At 43.8% G+C, this 15517-nt stretch carries 15 protein-coding genes; 8 read left to right on the top strand and 7 right to left on the bottom strand.

Features of this window, described 5'->3' with window-relative positions:
* Positions 1-107 precede the first annotated feature (107 nt).
* Positions 108-1373 (top strand): PucR family transcriptional regulator, encoded by a 1266-nt coding sequence (locus E4663_RS12110; protein WP_079477647.1) that lies wholly within the window; start codon positions 108-110, stop codon positions 1371-1373.
* A 15-nt stretch (positions 1374-1388) separates the two neighbouring features.
* On the opposite strand, the gene E4663_RS12105 is transcribed toward E4663_RS12110, so the two are convergent.
* The 3 genes from E4663_RS12105 to E4663_RS12095 form a co-directional block, all read right to left on the bottom strand.
* Positions 1389-1571, bottom strand: coding sequence for a hypothetical protein (locus E4663_RS12105; RefSeq protein ID WP_079477648.1), 183 nt, complete (start codon positions 1569-1571; stop codon positions 1389-1391).
* Between the two features lie 205 nt (positions 1572-1776).
* Positions 1777-3180, bottom strand: coding sequence for an MDR family MFS transporter (locus tag E4663_RS12100; RefSeq protein ID WP_135327806.1), 1404 nt, complete (start codon positions 3178-3180; stop codon positions 1777-1779).
* 143 nt (positions 3181-3323) lie between these two features.
* Positions 3324-4550, bottom strand: a complete 1227-nt coding sequence (locus E4663_RS12095; protein ID WP_135327805.1) for a dicarboxylate/amino acid:cation symporter — start codon at positions 4548-4550, stop codon at positions 3324-3326.
* Between the two features lie 162 nt (positions 4551-4712).
* Here E4663_RS12095 and E4663_RS12090 point away from each other — a divergent pair, with 162 nt between their 5' ends.
* Genes E4663_RS12090 through E4663_RS19980 form a run of 3 tightly spaced genes read left to right on the top strand, consistent with a single transcriptional unit; the run spans position 4713 to position 7646 of the window.
* Entirely contained in the window at positions 4713-6134 is a 1422-nt protein-coding gene (locus E4663_RS12090) for an NAD(P)H-binding protein (protein ID WP_135327804.1), read from the top strand.
* 19 nt (positions 6135-6153) lie between these two features.
* Positions 6154-7434, top strand: a complete 1281-nt coding sequence (locus E4663_RS12085) for a globin-coupled sensor protein (protein WP_158290488.1) — start codon at positions 6154-6156, stop codon at positions 7432-7434.
* A 41-nt stretch (positions 7435-7475) separates the two neighbouring features.
* Positions 7476-7646 carry a hypothetical protein gene (locus tag E4663_RS19980; protein WP_168927346.1) on the top strand — a complete coding sequence of 57 codons (171 nt, stop codon included), beginning with the start codon at positions 7476-7478 and terminating at the stop codon, positions 7644-7646.
* A gap of 317 nt (positions 7647-7963) precedes the next feature.
* On the opposite strand, the gene E4663_RS12080 is transcribed toward E4663_RS19980, so the two are convergent.
* The 4 genes from E4663_RS12080 to E4663_RS12065 are packed head-to-tail and all read right to left on the bottom strand — an operon-like array spanning position 7964 to position 9520.
* Positions 7964-8422, bottom strand: coding sequence for a YtxH domain-containing protein (locus E4663_RS12080; RefSeq protein WP_135327802.1), 459 nt, complete (start codon positions 8420-8422; stop codon positions 7964-7966).
* The gene (locus E4663_RS12075; RefSeq protein WP_135327801.1) at positions 8403-8642 is read right to left on the bottom strand and encodes a hypothetical protein; all 240 of its coding nucleotides are present in this window, start codon (positions 8640-8642) and stop codon (positions 8403-8405) included. The genes E4663_RS12080 and E4663_RS12075 overlap by 20 nt, the downstream gene beginning before the upstream one ends.
* Positions 8635-9087 (bottom strand): DUF948 domain-containing protein, encoded by a 453-nt coding sequence (locus E4663_RS12070; RefSeq protein ID WP_135327800.1) that lies wholly within the window; start codon positions 9085-9087, stop codon positions 8635-8637. Before E4663_RS12070 ends, E4663_RS12075 begins: the two co-directional genes overlap by 8 nt.
* A 1-nt stretch (position 9088) precedes the next feature.
* Positions 9089-9520 carry a DUF948 domain-containing protein gene (locus E4663_RS12065; RefSeq protein WP_135327799.1) on the bottom strand — a complete coding sequence of 144 codons (432 nt, stop codon included), beginning with the start codon at positions 9518-9520 and terminating at the stop codon, positions 9089-9091.
* A 288-nt stretch (positions 9521-9808) separates the two neighbouring features.
* Between E4663_RS12065 and glgB the strand changes: the two genes are divergently transcribed.
* From glgB to glgA, 4 genes are all read left to right on the top strand, one after another.
* Positions 9809-11725 (top strand): 1,4-alpha-glucan branching protein GlgB, encoded by a 1917-nt coding sequence (gene glgB, locus E4663_RS12060; RefSeq protein WP_135327798.1) that lies wholly within the window; start codon positions 9809-9811, stop codon positions 11723-11725.
* Positions 11715-12872, top strand: coding sequence for a glucose-1-phosphate adenylyltransferase (locus E4663_RS12055; protein WP_135327797.1), 1158 nt, complete (start codon positions 11715-11717; stop codon positions 12870-12872). The genes glgB and E4663_RS12055 overlap by 11 nt, the downstream gene beginning before the upstream one ends.
* 12 nt (positions 12873-12884) lie before the next feature.
* On the top strand, positions 12885-13991 hold the full coding sequence (gene glgD / locus E4663_RS12050; RefSeq protein WP_135327796.1) for a glucose-1-phosphate adenylyltransferase subunit GlgD: 1107 nt from the start codon (positions 12885-12887) through the stop codon (positions 13989-13991).
* A gap of 79 nt (positions 13992-14070) precedes the next feature.
* Positions 14071-15501, top strand: coding sequence for a glycogen synthase GlgA (gene glgA / locus E4663_RS12045; RefSeq protein WP_135327795.1), 1431 nt, complete (start codon positions 14071-14073; stop codon positions 15499-15501).
* Positions 15502-15517: the final 16 nt, after the last annotated feature.

Raw genomic sequence — 15517 nt, 5'->3', positions numbered from 1 at the left:
GTTCTCACACTGGCTCATCTATCCAGAAATGTGATCTATTCTTCCTAAATACAGCACATCTGCTATAATGGATTAAAATTCTTTTTGCTGGAAAGGGAAGAGTTCCGATGGACGCAAAACAAACCATCCTTCAAACCGAAAACATTCATAAAGCGACCGATTTGATTAGCGCAGAGCTCGGAAAGCCAGTCATTATTGAAAATAAAAACTTCGAGCTCGTATCTTACAGTTCTGCATTCGAAGATTTCGATCAGACCCAGCAGAAAACGATTCTCTCCAAAAAATGTCCCGTGTTCATTATAGATCGGTTGAAAAAAGAAGGAATCGTCCAGCAGTTGGATAACGGCTCGGATCCGATTCGTGTGCATCCGATCGAAGAACTCGGTTTTCATCAACGTGTGGTGATTGCTGCCAAGCACCTTGGCCACACAGTGGGGTACGTTTGGGTGCAGGAGTCTGATCAGTGGATGCAAGAAGAGCAACTGTCCTTACTTGAAGACGTATCGCTTCATATGGGGCAATTAATTCACCGTATGTACGAGAAAGTGAATGCGAAAGAAAACCGCAAAGAAGAGCTGTTATGGCAGCTTTTGCACCATGAGTACGGCAACGAAACCCAGCTTCGCCACGAAGCGTCGCTCGCGAACTTGACGTTGCCTAATCGATACTCTGTTGTTGTATTTTCCGTCACTGCACCGCAACATATTGATTTACTGGAGTACTTGCTCGAAATTGTTCATCGCTTTAAGCGCCACCGCTCGCTATACTTTCTGACTTCTGAATTCCAGATGGTACTAATCATGGAGGGAAGCGTATCAGAGCGGTTTTCTTCTAGGAATTTAGCGAGAGATTTCATTGAAGCGGTCAAGAACGAAATGAAAGAGGAGTCTTTCTATAATTTCCTTATAGGGGTAGGAAAGGAATACACAAGTCTTTATTACATGCGTAAAAGTTTCCTAGAAGCGCTTGAAGTCATTGAAACAGCGAACTTTATCAGCCCAAGACCAGAGACGATGCCTCGTGAATTCGCAAAACTGGGAATCTATCGTTACGTGGCAGCTCTATACGAGAAGAATAGTTCGGAAGACTACTACAGTGAAGATTTACTTTCTTTAATCAAAAACGATGCACAGAAACAGACCGATCTACTCCGTACGCTAGAGTTGTATTTAGCCAATAACGGCAAAGCGAAGCAGACGGCACAAGAAATGTTTATACATCCCAACACATTAAATTACCGAATCAAACAGATTCAGGAACTCACCAATATTGATTTTGCTGACTTTAACATGAAGGCGTACTTGTACACAGAACTATTGTTACTTAATAACGTAGATTCCTATTACCAACGATACAAAGCAGCGTCCTTATAAAAAAAGCCTTGTCTGCTAATTAGCAGACAAGGCTTTTTTCAGTGTATCGAGAATGAGTTGTCGTTTCTTCCATGTGTAGAAGAAACGGTCAGCTTTCTGCAGGGGTCCAGCGACCATCCCCGATTCTCCGATATCTTGATAAAGTAAGTGCAAACCTTTGTGCTTCCGGACCAAGAAAAGGATGGAGAATTGGTTCACGCTTATTAGAATATAGTTTTGTTCGCACTTCCTATTGCAAAGTGGGGTGGAAAACTACGAGACTCCTGTGGGATGAACGGGATAGTCGAGATCCCGCAGTGAGCAAAGCGAGCGAGGAAGCTCGACACTCGCCCACGGAAAGCGAGTTGTTTTCCGAACCACGAAACACTATATTTCATAACAAAACGAAACACTATACCTTTTCTTATGCACTGTATTCTTCTTTTGGATGAGAGTTCTTAATAAAGAACGCCATGATAAATCCGACTGCTGCAATGATTCCTGCAACGATGAAGGACACGTTCACACCGTGAATCAGACCTGTCACACCGTTTGAAGGGTTGGCCTGACTCGTCATTACAGAGACTAACAAGGCTGTCCCTACAGCACCAGATACTTGGCGCATCGTATTGTTCATCGCCGTTCCGTGTGGCATCAAATTAGAAGGCAATTGGTTCAAGCCTGCTGTCGTAACGGGCATCATTACCATCGAAATACCGAACATACGCACACAGTTTACAAGAGCGAGATAAGTGAAGGTGGTGGCTGCCGTCAAGTTTGTAAACATGAAGGTCGACACGACAAGTAAGCCGAGTCCGATAATCGCAAGCCACCTCGCTCCAAATTTATCGAACAATCTGCCGGTGATCGGATTCATGACACCCATCAGGAGGGCACCAGGAAGCAGCATAAGGCCGGATTCGAATGCAGTGAATCCGAGCATATTCTGCATGAAGATTGGAAGCACGACAGCTCCACCGATCATCGCCATGAACGTCACCATGCCAAGGGCTGTAGTAAGGGTGAAAATTTTATATTTGAAAATACGGAACTCGAGAATCGGCCGTTCGAGACGAAGCTGACGCAATATGAATGCCGTAAGCGTCACGGCGCCGACAATCATTGAGATCATAACAGAGGTGCTGCCCCAACCTTTATCCCCAGCTATACTAAATCCATAAAGCAGTCCGCCGAATCCGAAGGAAGATAAGATGATGGAGATTGGATCGACTTTCGGGAACGACTGCTTCGTTACGTTTTTTAAAATGAAATAAGCTACAATAATATCAAGAATCGCGATTGGGAGAATGACAAAGAATAGGCTTCTCCACGGGAATTGTTCTACAAGGTAACCAGATAACGTAGGTCCAATCGCCGGCGCGAAAGCAATGACGAGTCCGAACATTCCCATTGCAGATCCCCTTTTCTCTATAGGGAAAACAAGGAATAGGATCGTCTGCATAAGTGGTAGGATGATTCCGGCTCCGGAAGCTTGCAATACACGTCCTATCAGTAGGACCGGGAAGTTCACGGCAAGCCCGCAAACAAGGGTTCCGAAAGCGAATAAACCGATTGCGGTCAAGAACAACCCTCTGGTTGAGAATCGTTCAATCAAAAATGCTGTAATCGGAATCATAATTCCGTTAACGAGCATAAAGATGGATTGCAGCCATTGTGCCGTGCTGGCTTCCAAGTTCAAGTCTCTCATGATATGTGGAAGAGCCGTAGCCAGCAAGGTCTGGTTCAGAATAGCCACAAACGCACCTGAAATTAATACGATCATCAACGGGACGCGATTAATTTCTTGTGGGTTGGTTTGCTCTGACATGTTACATTCCTTCTTTCTTCTTTACTTAGGTCACTAAGTATTTAGTTTAACATAATGGGTCAAGAGGGTTGAGTGATATGCTTGCAGCCTTAGACAAACTAAAAAGCCTGGAGCATCCCCTCCAGACTTTTATTTTAATTCACTTAGGCTGTTTGATTTTTAGGTTTTTCTGTTTGATCAATCAACTTCGTTCCGACAAGGTCACCGGTTACATTCAATGCGGTCGCACCCATTCCGACGAACACGTCAACTGCTGTTAACAGTGCGACAGTTTCCATTGGAAGTCCGACTTGTGAGAAGACTGTTGCAATCATGATGATACCGGCACCTGGTACACCTGCTGTACCGACAGATGCGAGGACACCTACAAGTACGATTTGTAGAATTTCAGCAAGGCCAAGCGGTTGATTGATTACATTGGCGGCAAACACAGCAGATACCGCAATACGGATGGCTGCGCCGTCCATATTGATGGTGGCACCAAGCGGCAGGCTAAATCCGTATAAGCCTTTATTCAAATTCAAGTTCTTCGCTGCATTCAACGTTACAGGTAATGTTCCTGAACTACTCTGGGTAACGAATGCCGTAACGAGTGGTGTACGCGCTTCGCGCATAAAGGCACCTGGACGATTTTTCGTAACAGCAAGCAGTACCATGTAAAACCCAAGCTGAACGAGTAGAGCAATATAAAGTACACCGATGAAAGAGAAGAGCGATGATAATACATCTGCTCCTCGCGTTCCGATGATTTCTGCAATGATGGCGAATATACCAATCGGAACGTATTGAAGGATTCCCTTCATGACTGTCAGAGTCGCTTCGTTCAACCCTTCGATCACACGGTATAAGCTGTTGGCTTGTTTTTGATAAGCGTTAGTGGATCTTAGGTAAGAAATCGCAATACCGAATACAAAAGCTGTGAAAATAATGCCTAACAAGTTCATCTCTGTAAAGGCAGTCACGATATTATCTGGCACGATGTTGAGTAATACACTGGTTACACCAGGGTTATCTGGGACCTCTACACTCTCGTTTCCTTGTAGCGAAACGCCTGTGCCAGGGTTGAACAGGCTCGCAACCGACACGCCGACAAGGATGGCAAGTGCCGATGTACCGAGGTAATAAAGAAATACCTTACCACCCATTCTTCCAAGGTTGGAAATACCGGTCTGGTTGATTCCAACAATAAGAGTGAAAAGAATCAATGGAAGAATAACGAATTTCAATAGACGGAGTAATAAGTCTCCGAATGGCGCTAAGACCGTTGCTTGTTCTTGAAGAATCAATCCGGCTATAACACCTAATACAAGTGCAACGGTTATTTTTATGATTAAAGATGTTTTGAGATAAGATTGGAATAATCGTTTCAACGCTCTCATCCTCCTTTAGTTAAAGTGGTTAATGTTACTAATTCTGATAAAGATACTAGGAATACCGTACTCAATTTAAAGGATTCGAAGACTACTGTCAAAGAAGAAGCTTCGTTTGAAGCGATTTAGAAAAAGGAATGGTTGGTAAAAGGAGTGAGAAGGATGAAGAAAAGGCCTGTCGTCGCACTTACAGGGGCCAGTGGGTACATTGGCAGCCACCTTTTGGACAAAATAGCACCTTACGCTGACATAGTAGCATTATCACGCAACGGTAATCGCTTTGAGAATAGTGAACATGTAGAGTGGCGTTCTTGTGATCTTTTTTCCCTTTCAGATGCAGAACGCGCATTAGAAGGAGCAGACATAGCTGTTTATCTTGTCCATTCCATGGTTCCATCTGCGAAGCTGACCCAGGGTAGATTTGAGGACATGGATGCCATCTTAGCGGATAATTTTGCTCAGGCAGCCAGTAAACAAGGGGTTAAACGCATCATTTTCCTAAGCGGCACCATCCCTGATGAACAGAAAGGACTGTCCAGGCACTTACACAGCCGTCTGGAAGTCGAACATATTCTAGGAGCATACGGGGTGCCGGTTACAACGCTTCGGTCAGGCTTGATCGTCGGTCCAGAAGGGTCTTCCTTTCCTGTACTTGCAAAATTATTGAAGCGGGTTCCTTATCTTTGTTTACCCAGATGGATGAATACCAACACTCAACCCATCGCGTTGCAAGATGTTTTAAGTGCAATGGATAAGAGTATTCAAACTGCTAATCACCCAGCAGGTACTTTTGATTTAGGTGGACCGGAAGTTATGACTTATAAGCAAATGGTAAATCAGCTATCTGAAGTTATGGGCAAAAACCTGCCTATTCATCAAGTCCCTTGGATCCCCATGTGGGCTGTCAAATTCGCAGTCCGGTGTTTGACCCATGCACCTAAGCAATTGGTTTATCCTTTAATCGAGAGTCTGCGCCATCACATGGTTGCACGTGAAACATCCACCGATTTTATGGGAACAATACCTTTTAAAGAAGCCGCGAAGCAAGCTCTTAAGAACGGCGGTGTTTATCAGCCTTCACGTGCTAGTTCCTCTCCAAAGCCTAATGATGTGCGATCTGTGCAGCGTCTTCCAATTCCAGAAGGATGTAACACAGAAGAGGTTGCCTTAGAGTATGTGAAGTGGCTGGCGAGGACGCTGAACCCCTGGATCCGTACAACCGTAGATGAGCGGTGGCAGTGTGAAATTGGCTTGTTATTTCTGAAAAAGCCTCTTCTCGAAATGACGTATTCAGAAGAGAGAAGTACGGAAGACCGAGCGTTATACTACATTACGGGCGGTCTTTTGACGAACGAGAAGCTGAATAAGCGTGGGCGTTTCGAGTTCCGGAAAATCCCCGAAAAGCAACAAATCATTGCGGCGATTCACGACTATATGCCTTCTATACCTTGGCCCCTTTATCTTTTCACTCAAGCGCAAGTCCATTTAGTCATCATGTGGCTGTTCCGTCGTCATTTAGAGAACGTTTCCTTTTCCTCCTTCAAGAGTCCACAAATAACTCCGATAGTAAAGGAAAAAGAATGATGGAGAGTGGAATAGCATGTTGTTTAAAAAGAAACAAGAACGTACGCGTGCATCATTAGGAGAAGGGCAGAAAGGACGAATCAACCTGACTGAGGGTAGTGAGTTAGAGAAGCAGTTGAAGATGGTCGATCTTACCGAAACGGATCTCGCTGTTCTTCGTTCACTGAAGCCGGTAGTCGATCAACATATAGAGTCTATCGTCGGACAGTTTTATGCCAATCTGAATGTGGAAGATTCTCTTACGCAAATGATAAAAACGTATAGCTCTGTTGAAAAGCTGAAGGGCACCTTGAAAACACATATTAGTGAAATGTTTGCAGGCACCATTGACCAAGACTTCTTCGATCGCCGGGCAAAAATCGCTCATGTGCATTATCAGATTGGCTTACCACCTAAATGGTATATGTGCGCCTTTCAGGACTTAAACCTTTCTTTTATGAGGATTTTTTCTGTCGAGTTGTCTCTCCAAGAAGAGTTCCATAAAGCTATCGCTGCCACTACGAAAATCTTAAGTATTGAGCAGCAGATTGTGTTAGAGCTTTACGAGAAGGAGGCGGCAGTCAAACGAGAAGAGGAAATTGAGCGAAGAGAAATGGCCTATCAGACAATGGATCATATGTCAGCTGAAGTCGCTGCGGTTTCCCAACAAGCAAGCGCATCAACAGAGCAATTAACTGTCCAAACAGAGCAAATGGTGAAAGATTCGAGAAACGGAACTGTACTTGCTCAGCAGGTGGAACGTCAATCGAAAGAAGGGCAAGATAAGATAGAGGAACAGAAGAATCAGATGCACACGATTCAATCCAGTATTGAAGTGGTTTCTGGTGATGTGGAGAAATTACAAAAGGTATCAGAAGAAATAAACAAAATCGTCACCCTTGTTTCCTCCATTGCGGAACAAACGAATTTGTTGTCCCTGAATGCCTCGATTGAAGCTGCGAGAGCAGGGGAGCACGGTGCTGGGTTCACGGTTGTTGCGCAGGAGGTACGGAAACTTTCCGAACAGACACAGGAATCCGTTTCAGAAGTCTCAAGTCTCATATCGGAAACCAATAACCAGATCGACAACGTATCGACGAACGTACAAGAAATGAACGGAATGATTGAAAAGAGTACGGAAGGCATGGACCAAATCCAACACTTTTTCTCCGAGATTGTTTCTGCAACAAGTGAAAATGAGCAGATGAACATAGCTATAGAACAGAACTTGAACTCGTTCTCCGAGGCCATTACCCAAATCAACCAAGCGGTCGGAGAAGTCACGCAATCGACACAGAAACTGACCGACGTACGTACATAATTTTTCCCTTCTCGTACACATTAGAAGTGAGGTGACTTCTAATGAGCAAACAAGATAAGAAACCAGATCGTCAATTCAAGGAAAACAAAAATCATGGGGAAAAAAGAAACGGGCGCAAAGCGCAGTTTAAGAATTACAACGAGGAATATGGCGCGCCGCCGAATGAGTATGTAAACAAAGATGACTATTTTGGGAATCAGGAGAAAAAATAAAGGAGAGCGGTATACGCTCTCCTCTTTCTGTTGAGGAACCACTTCGGTTCCCCTAAGTTAGGAGAAAGGTGTTGGAGAAACGATTCGCTTTCCACCGGCGGTCGGTGAGCTTCCTCGACGGCTTTCGCAGTCTGCGGGATCTCACGCTGTCCTACGATCCGGTAGGAGTCTCATCGTTTCTCCAACACCTTGATAATACAAGAATGAACCTCTTCAGCTGATCACCTAAAAGGCAGTTGTAACCGTTCCTAGTTTTCCATAACCCTTTACCTAAGACACTAAAAAGGAGAGCGGGATGCGCTCTCCTTTTTGTCATATTAATGTCTTTGTTGTGCTGGGACTTCTACGACGTTATCTTCTGAAGGTGGTTGTGCTTCTGTTTCTGTTTCGGAAAGTTCTTCTTGTGCTTTTTCTCCTGCCTCTTGCAGTTCTGCGCCTGCTTCTTTGGCTGTGTCGACGACTTCTTCTGATTCTTCTTTGATTTCTTTTACTTTATCTTTGATCTCTTGTCCATGTTCGTTGTAAACACTTTGAACGGTTGTAACGACCTCGCTAGCGGCGGATACGAAACGACGTACTTTGGAAACAAAGGCATCTTTGGTTTCGGATGGGTTTTCCTTCGCTTCATGCGCATAGGAAGAAACGGAATCTTTCGTAGTTCTTGATTGTTCTTTCAGACGTCTTCTCTCTTCCGGATCTCTTAGCAGCACGAATGCTCCTCCAATAACGGCTCCTGCCAATATAGCGAATGGTAATTTATTTTTCTTTTGTTTCATTTTCTTTTCCCCTTTCCGTTGCTTGTTTTTCTGCTGTTACAGCAATTCTTCGTTTAGAAGCTTGTACAATCTCGTATTGTTCCTTCCCTTGCTTATAAAGATTTTCCTTTTTCTCACGGTAAGTACGGCGTAGTTGTGCGGGCTTATCTTTCCATTGATGAAGGACGCCCCCGGTAACAATGCCAGCCAACGCTCCACTGATCCAATCCCTTTTACTCATTTGTTTGACTCTTCATTTGGACTGTCTTTAGTGCACTTCGCTTTTGGACGAAGTAATACGTCAGCGCTAGTGCCCCGTAAATTCCTCTCCATCCTTCCTCGTTAACACGCTGTTCTCCTTCTCGAGTCGTGCTCTTCATAGAGTAGGTCATATCTACAAGAGAGGATGTCAGTTTGCGGGAGGATTCACCGATATCTCCAACGATATAGAAAAGAGGGCTGAGTGCACGTATCTTTTCATTTACATCTGCTAATGTGTCATTACTGTTATGCAGGACGTTTGAGGTTTCGCTCATTACGGAGTCTAACTGCCCAGGCAGTTGGTCGACGGTTTTGGTTACCCCTTTCAAAACGTTCGCTAAGTTATTTAAAGCTTTAATCAAGAAAATGGATACAATGGCGAAGGCAATGCCTATAATAAAAACTCCAATTCCTAACCAATCCATATTACGACCCCTTTCTTCCAGTCTGGGTTTTTTTCGTTTTCCATTTCAAGTAGAGTTCAATCGCTGCGTCGCCCCATTTCATAGCTTGGACGACCTTTTCATCTTTCTGATTGGAAGCATGGGCTACACTCTCTGCCATTCCTTGAAGAGATGTATTTACATTTCCGACTGTAGATCCGACATTGTTTACAGTTTCAACAAGTCCGTTCAGCGTCTGGGTTTTATGTTCAACATCTTCAGCAATTCGGTTGGTCTTTTTAAGTAGACTTTCTGATTCGCTCGTAATGCCTTGCATCTGTCCCTCTACTTTTTCAAGCGTGCTTGAAACGCTCGTCATCGTGCCGGAAGCGGCTTTCAATGTCTTGACGACATAGATTGCGATGAGTGCAAAGGAAAGTGCAATAATCAGTAGACTGATACCTGTTAAGGACACCGGGCTCACCCCTTTGTTTTGTTTCTATCGTTATACCACTAAATGATTTTGGTAAAACAATGTCAGTTTTTATGTTTTAACATGTAAAAATGTGGAACTTATATTTGTAAACGCTTACCTTTCCATTATTTTCACAATAGTCGTTGAAAGCCTGAAAATAAAGCAAAAATCGACAAAACTTTTCAGAATTTTTTCATAAATATAATTGTAAATCCCATGCTGAATATTTATGATTAAAGTAAGCATCTAGTTAAAGCAATTCAGGAGTTGGAAGGAGTGGTGGACAGAATGAATGATACGGCATTGGAACAAGATATTTATTTATTCCATGAAGGAAACCTTAGATATAGTTATCAGCTTCTCGGAGCACACCGCGATCGTCAAAATGGTGAAGAAGGAATACGTTTTGGAGTATGGGCACCAAATGCCGAACAAGTTAGTGTTGTTGGTCCATTCAATGATTGGGACGGAAGGAAACACCGGATGGAAAGAGTGAACGATGAAGGGTTATGGTTCGCATTTATTCCTGAGGTGGACAAAGGGATGATATATAAATATGAGATATTGACTCCTCATGGTCACTTGCGTCTCAAAGCGGACCCTTATGCTTTTTCGAGTGAGTTACGCCCCGATACCGCTTCGAAGGTTTATCCTCTTGATGACTATGAATGGAAAGACAAGGAATGGATGAAGGACAGGCAGTCAAGGAATATCTATGAATCTCCAATTTCTATCTACGAGGTTCACTTAGGTTCATGGAAATACATTGAACCTGAAGTGTTCTACAACTTCCGTGAATACGCCGATATGTTGATCCCTTATGTGAAAGAGATGGGTTATACACACATCGAGCTGCTTCCCATTATGGAACACCCTTTCGATCGCTCCTGGGGCTATCAAATTACCGGCTATTTCGCAGTTACCTCCCGTTACGGTACACCGGATGACTTCAAATATTTCGTCGACCAGTGCCACCAACAAGGCATAGGAGTCATTCTGGACTGGGTACCCGGCCACTTCTGTAAAGATGAACACGGATTGAGGCGCTTTGACGGAGAAGCACTCTATGAATATGCCAACCCAAGCAAAGCAGAAAAGACGCAGTGGGGAACCCTGACGTTCGACTTTGCTAGAAACGAAGTTCAGAGCTTTCTTATCTCCAACGCCATTTATTGGTTGAAAGAATACCACTTGGACGGACTTCGCGTAGATGCCGTAGCAAGTATGCTTTATTTAGACTTCGGCAAAGAAGACGGAGAGTGGGAATTGAACGAATACGGTGGCAGAGAGAACTTAGAAGCTGTTTCCTTTATCAAGAAAATGAATGAAGCCATTTTTGAGGAAGTGCCGAACTGTCTCATGATGGCGGAAGAATCTACTTCGTGGCCATTAGTAAGTTCTCCGACTTATATAGGGGGACTTGGCTTCAATTATAAATGGAATATGGGCTGGATGAATGACATGCTCAAATATATGGAAACAGACCCTATTCATAGGAAGTACCATCACAACTTAATTACTTTCTCGCTTTTCTATGCGTTCTCTGAAAACTTTGTATTGCCGATTTCTCATGATGAAGTCGTTCATGGTAAGAAATCGTTGTTAAATAAAATGCCGGGTGACTATTGGCAGAAGTTTGCTAATTTACGAGCGTTTCTAGCTTATATGTACGCCCACCCTGGTAAGAAACTCTTATTCATGGGAGGTGAATTCGGCCAATTCGATGAGTGGAAAGATTTAGAGGATTTGGACTGGGAATTGCTTGATTATGATTCTCATGCTGCAACGAAGCGCTATATGGAGCAGCTTCACCTTCTATATCGGGAGATGCCGTCGCTATGGGAACTTGATCATAAAGAAGAAGGGTTCTTCTGGATCGATGCCCAGAACTATGAACAAAGCATCGTTTCGTTTGTTCGAAATGGACGAACAAGCCAAGACCAGGTCATCGTCGTATGCAACTTCACTCCCGAAGTGTACCACGATTACAAAGTGGGAGTACCGAAACAAGGCTCATATAAAGAAGTATTCTCGAGTGATGCGGAACATTTCGGAGGGTCTGGACAAATCAATGGTGTTGGTTTAGACACAGTTCCTGTCCCTTGGCAAGGTCAAGATCAGCATATAACCATGACGATTCCCCCGCTCGGTGTGAGCTTCTTGAAACGAACTTCAGCAAATAAGGAGGAAGATCATGAAGAATAAAGAATGTGTTGCCATGCTATTAGCCGGAGGTCAAGGAACGAGGCTTAAGTCGTTGACAAAGCGAGTCGCGAAGCCTGCTGTTTACTTCGGAGGGAAGTACCGTATTATTGATTTCCCGCTCAGCAATTGTACAAACTCAGGCATTGATACGGTAGGCGTACTCACGCAATATGAACCACTTATTTTAAATGATTATATTGGAATCGGTTCCCCATGGGACTTAGATCGTAAATACGGTGGCGTTTCCGTCCTGCCTCCTTTTATGCAATCAGATGGCGGGGGCTGGTACACCGGAACAGCTAACGCCATTTACCGAAACCTGCAATTCTTGAACCAGTACGAACCGGAACACGTACTGATTCTATCTGGAGATCACATTTATAAAATGGATTACAGCGAAATGCTTGAGCATCACAAGGAATCTGGAGCGGACTGCACGATTTCTGTAATCGAAGTACCTTGGGAGGAAGCAAATCGTTTTGGAATTATGAATGCGAATGAACAAGGACGTATTACGGAGTTTGACGAAAAACCTGAACATCCGAAGAGTAATCTGGCGTCGATGGGTGTCTACATTTTCCGTGGGGATGTATTGAAACAATATTTGATAGAAGATGCGGAAAACGAAAACTCCTCGCACGACTTCGGGAAAGACATCATCCCGGCTCTTCTTAGAGATTATAAAAAAATGATGGCTTATCGTTTCGATGGCTACTGGAAAGACGTAGGAACGGTCGATAGCTTATGGGAAGCCAACATGGACCTGCTTAAGAAAGATCCGGATTTGAACTTGAATGACGGGGAATGGCGCATTTACTCCAAGAATCCGAACCAGCCACCTCAATACCTGGCACCGACCGCCAAGGTGAAGAATGCGCTGATTAACGAAGGATGCCGCATTCATGGAACGGTAGATACATCCATCATTTTCTACGGAGTACAGGTCAGCGATTCGTCTGTTGTGAAAGACTCGGTCATTATGCCGGATGTCAAAATCGGTAAGAACGTGACGATCAACCGGGCAATTATTTCAAAAGGAACCGTAATTGAAGATGGTGCGGTTATTGGAGACCCTACACCAGGCAGTGAAATAACTCTTGTTGCAGAAGAAGGCAGTGTACTTGCATCAAACTACGTAAATACCTAAGAGGGGGATATTATGGACCGTATTGCCGGAATTATCAACTTAGATCATGAACAGGATTTGTTGGATGAATTAACGTATTTCCGATGCGGAGCGGCTGTGCCGTTTGCAGGTCGTTATCGGATGATTGATTTCGCTGTTTCTAACATGGCGAATTCTAGAATTGAGTCAGTGGCTGTTTTTGCGAGGCGTAAGTACAGGTCACTAATGGACCACCTTGAACAAGGGAAAGCGTGGGACTTGGACCGAAAACGCGGTGGGATGTTCATTCTACCACCAGACTGGAATGACCCGACGGACATTTCGAAAGGGGACCTTCAGCATTTTCATAACAACTTGGATTTCCTTCACCGTGCATGGGCGGATTATATTCTAGTCTCAGGTTCACAGAACATCTGTAATATTGATTTCCAAGAAGTGTTGAAAGAGCATAAAGAGGTCGATGCAGATGTTACCGTTGTGTACAATCGTGTGGACGAATTGTACCCGGAATATCAGCTTGCTCATAAACTGGAAATCGATCAAAACAGTCGTGTGACAGGCATTCACAATGACCATAGCAGCATAAATGTATATATGGATATGTACTTGGTCAAGAAAGATCTGATGATCGAATTGATTGAGCAGTGTATTGCTCATGGAGGGAGCCACTTCTTCCTAGACGGCATTAAAGCGAAGCTTGCTGAGCTTCATATTCATGCATACGAATATGAAGGTACGCACGCCCTTGTTAATTCGGTGGAAAGTTATTATCGAAATAGCTGCAAACTGCTAGAGGCAGATCAGCATGACGGTTTATTTGGTAATGAAGCGCCTATTTTCACTAAGGTAAAAAACGAAGCACCGTCTAAATATTTGCCGTCATCAGAAGTGACCAATACATTAGTTGCTAATGGCTGCGTCATTGAAGGGCAAGTAGAGGATAGTATTTTGTTCCGTGGTGTGAAAATCGGAGAAGGTGCCATAATTAAGAACTCTATCATCATGCAGCGTTGTGAAATTGAGCCGAATGCTGTATTGGAGAATGTCATCTTGGATAAAGACTGTAAAATCTCTGCTGGACGTACGCTGATTGGTGCACCAGAGAAGCCGTTTGTTGTGCCGAAAAGAAAATCTATGTAAGTGGATAAAATGGGGCTGTCCGAACGATTTTTCTGGCAGTCCCTTTCATATAACAAAGGATAAGGAGTGTCCGAATAGAATGAAGGTATTGATGGTTGGTTCAGAATGTACGCCGTTTATTAAGACTGGTGGGCTTGCAGACGTATTGGGAACGCTTCCTCACGCGCTGAAAGAGCAAGGGGCAGATGTACGCGTTGTTCTACCGAAATACGAGACAATGGATGACCATTGGAAGTTGAATATGACACATCTTGAGGAGCTGGATGTTCCACTAGGGTGGCGGAACCAATATGCAGGGGTGGAATATATAGAGTACGAAGGCATTCCAGTATATTTTATAGATAACGAGTATTATTTCAAACGCTCGAATTTATATGGTTACGATGATGAAGCGGAACGCTTTGTCTTTTTTAATCGTGCAGTAATGGAAATGCTTGTTTCATGGGAGTGGACGCCTGATGTTTTGCATTGTCATGATTGGCAGACAGGATTGTTGCCGGTGTTCTTACATACCCACTACAAAGATGTAGAAAAACTGCATGGTATGAAAACCGTCTTTACGATCCATAATTTGAAGTACCAAGGAATTTACGCTCAAACTGTGTTACACGATTTGATGGACTTCGATGAGGGTATGATGAGAGAAGATGCACTCGAATTCTTTGGAAACATCAACTTCATGAAGGGTGCGTTGAATTACGCAGATTTCATTACAACGGTGAGTGAAACCTATGCTGAGGAGATTCAAACGCCATATTACGGGGAAAACCTTGATGGAGTACTTCGGAAGCGTTCCAACGAACTTGTAGGGATTGTGAATGGTATCGATGACCAAAACTATAATCCTATGAAAGATGAGGCGCTTGCTTTTCCTTATCGAAGTTCGTTGATCAAGAAAGCTCAGAACAAGATGTGGTTGCAAGAACAGCTCGGATTACCAGTGCGGAAGGATGTTCCGATGATTGGCATCGTTTCCAGATTGGTAGAACAGAAAGGGTTCGATTTGATCGGGCGTGTCATTGATGACCTTCTGTATCATGACGACGTACAGATGGTGGTGTTGGGAACAGGAGAATACCACTATGAGCAGATGCTTCAATGGGTTCAAGAACGTCACCCGGAGAAGATGTCTACCCATATTCGTTTCTCTGAACCTTTCTCTCGTCAAATCTACGCAGGCAGTGACTTGTTTTTGATGCCGTCACGTTTCGAACCTTGTGGCATCGGACAGCTGATTGCTCTTCGTTACTTATCTGCTCCGATCGTCAGAGAGACAGGCGGTCTTAAAGATACGGTGCAAGCCTACGAAGAAGATACGGGAGAGGGAAATGGGTTCACCTTTGCCAACTACAATGCTCATGACATGCTTTATACCATTCGCCGAGCGATTACACTCTATCAAGAACCTGCATCTTGGCAAAAGTTAATAAAAAACGTTTGCAAGAGTAAGTTCACTTGGAAGAACTCTGCTACTCAATATATGGATCTTTATCGAACGATGTTTGAGTAGTAGATACAATGGGAGG

The organism is Halobacillus salinus, from assembly GCF_004684905.1.
GTDB classification, from domain to species: Bacteria; Bacillota; Bacilli; order Bacillales; family Halobacillaceae; genus Halobacillus; species Halobacillus salinus.
This window is presented reverse-complemented; position numbering and strand designations above follow the sequence as displayed.

What these genes read in the sequence shown, in the direction of transcription:
- glgA (WP_135327795.1), top strand. Translation starts at nt 14,071, where the DNA reads ATGAAGGTATTGATGGTTGGTTCAGAATGTACGCCGTTTATTAAGACT.
- E4663_RS19980 (WP_168927346.1), top strand. Translation starts at nt 7,476, where the DNA reads ATGAGCAAACAAGATAAGAAACCAGATCGTCAATTCAAGGAAAACAAA.
- glgD (WP_135327796.1), top strand. Translation starts at nt 12,885, where the DNA reads ATGGACCGTATTGCCGGAATTATCAACTTAGATCATGAACAGGATTTG.
- E4663_RS12100 (WP_135327806.1), bottom strand. Translation starts at nt 3,180, where the DNA reads ATGTCAGAGCAAACCAACCCACAAGAAATTAATCGCGTCCCGTTGATG.
- E4663_RS12055 (WP_135327797.1), top strand. Translation starts at nt 11,715, where the DNA reads ATGAAGAATAAAGAATGTGTTGCCATGCTATTAGCCGGAGGTCAAGGA.
- glgB (WP_135327798.1), top strand. Translation starts at nt 9,809, where the DNA reads ATGAATGATACGGCATTGGAACAAGATATTTATTTATTCCATGAAGGA.
- E4663_RS12070 (WP_135327800.1), bottom strand. Translation starts at nt 9,087, where the DNA reads ATGGATTGGTTAGGAATTGGAGTTTTTATTATAGGCATTGCCTTCGCC.
- E4663_RS12075 (WP_135327801.1), bottom strand. Translation starts at nt 8,642, where the DNA reads ATGAGTAAAAGGGATTGGATCAGTGGAGCGTTGGCTGGCATTGTTACC.
- E4663_RS12110 (WP_079477647.1), top strand. Translation starts at nt 108, where the DNA reads ATGGACGCAAAACAAACCATCCTTCAAACCGAAAACATTCATAAAGCG.
- E4663_RS12090 (WP_135327804.1), top strand. Translation starts at nt 4,713, where the DNA reads ATGAAGAAAAGGCCTGTCGTCGCACTTACAGGGGCCAGTGGGTACATT.
- E4663_RS12080 (WP_135327802.1), bottom strand. Translation starts at nt 8,422, where the DNA reads ATGAAACAAAAGAAAAATAAATTACCATTCGCTATATTGGCAGGAGCC.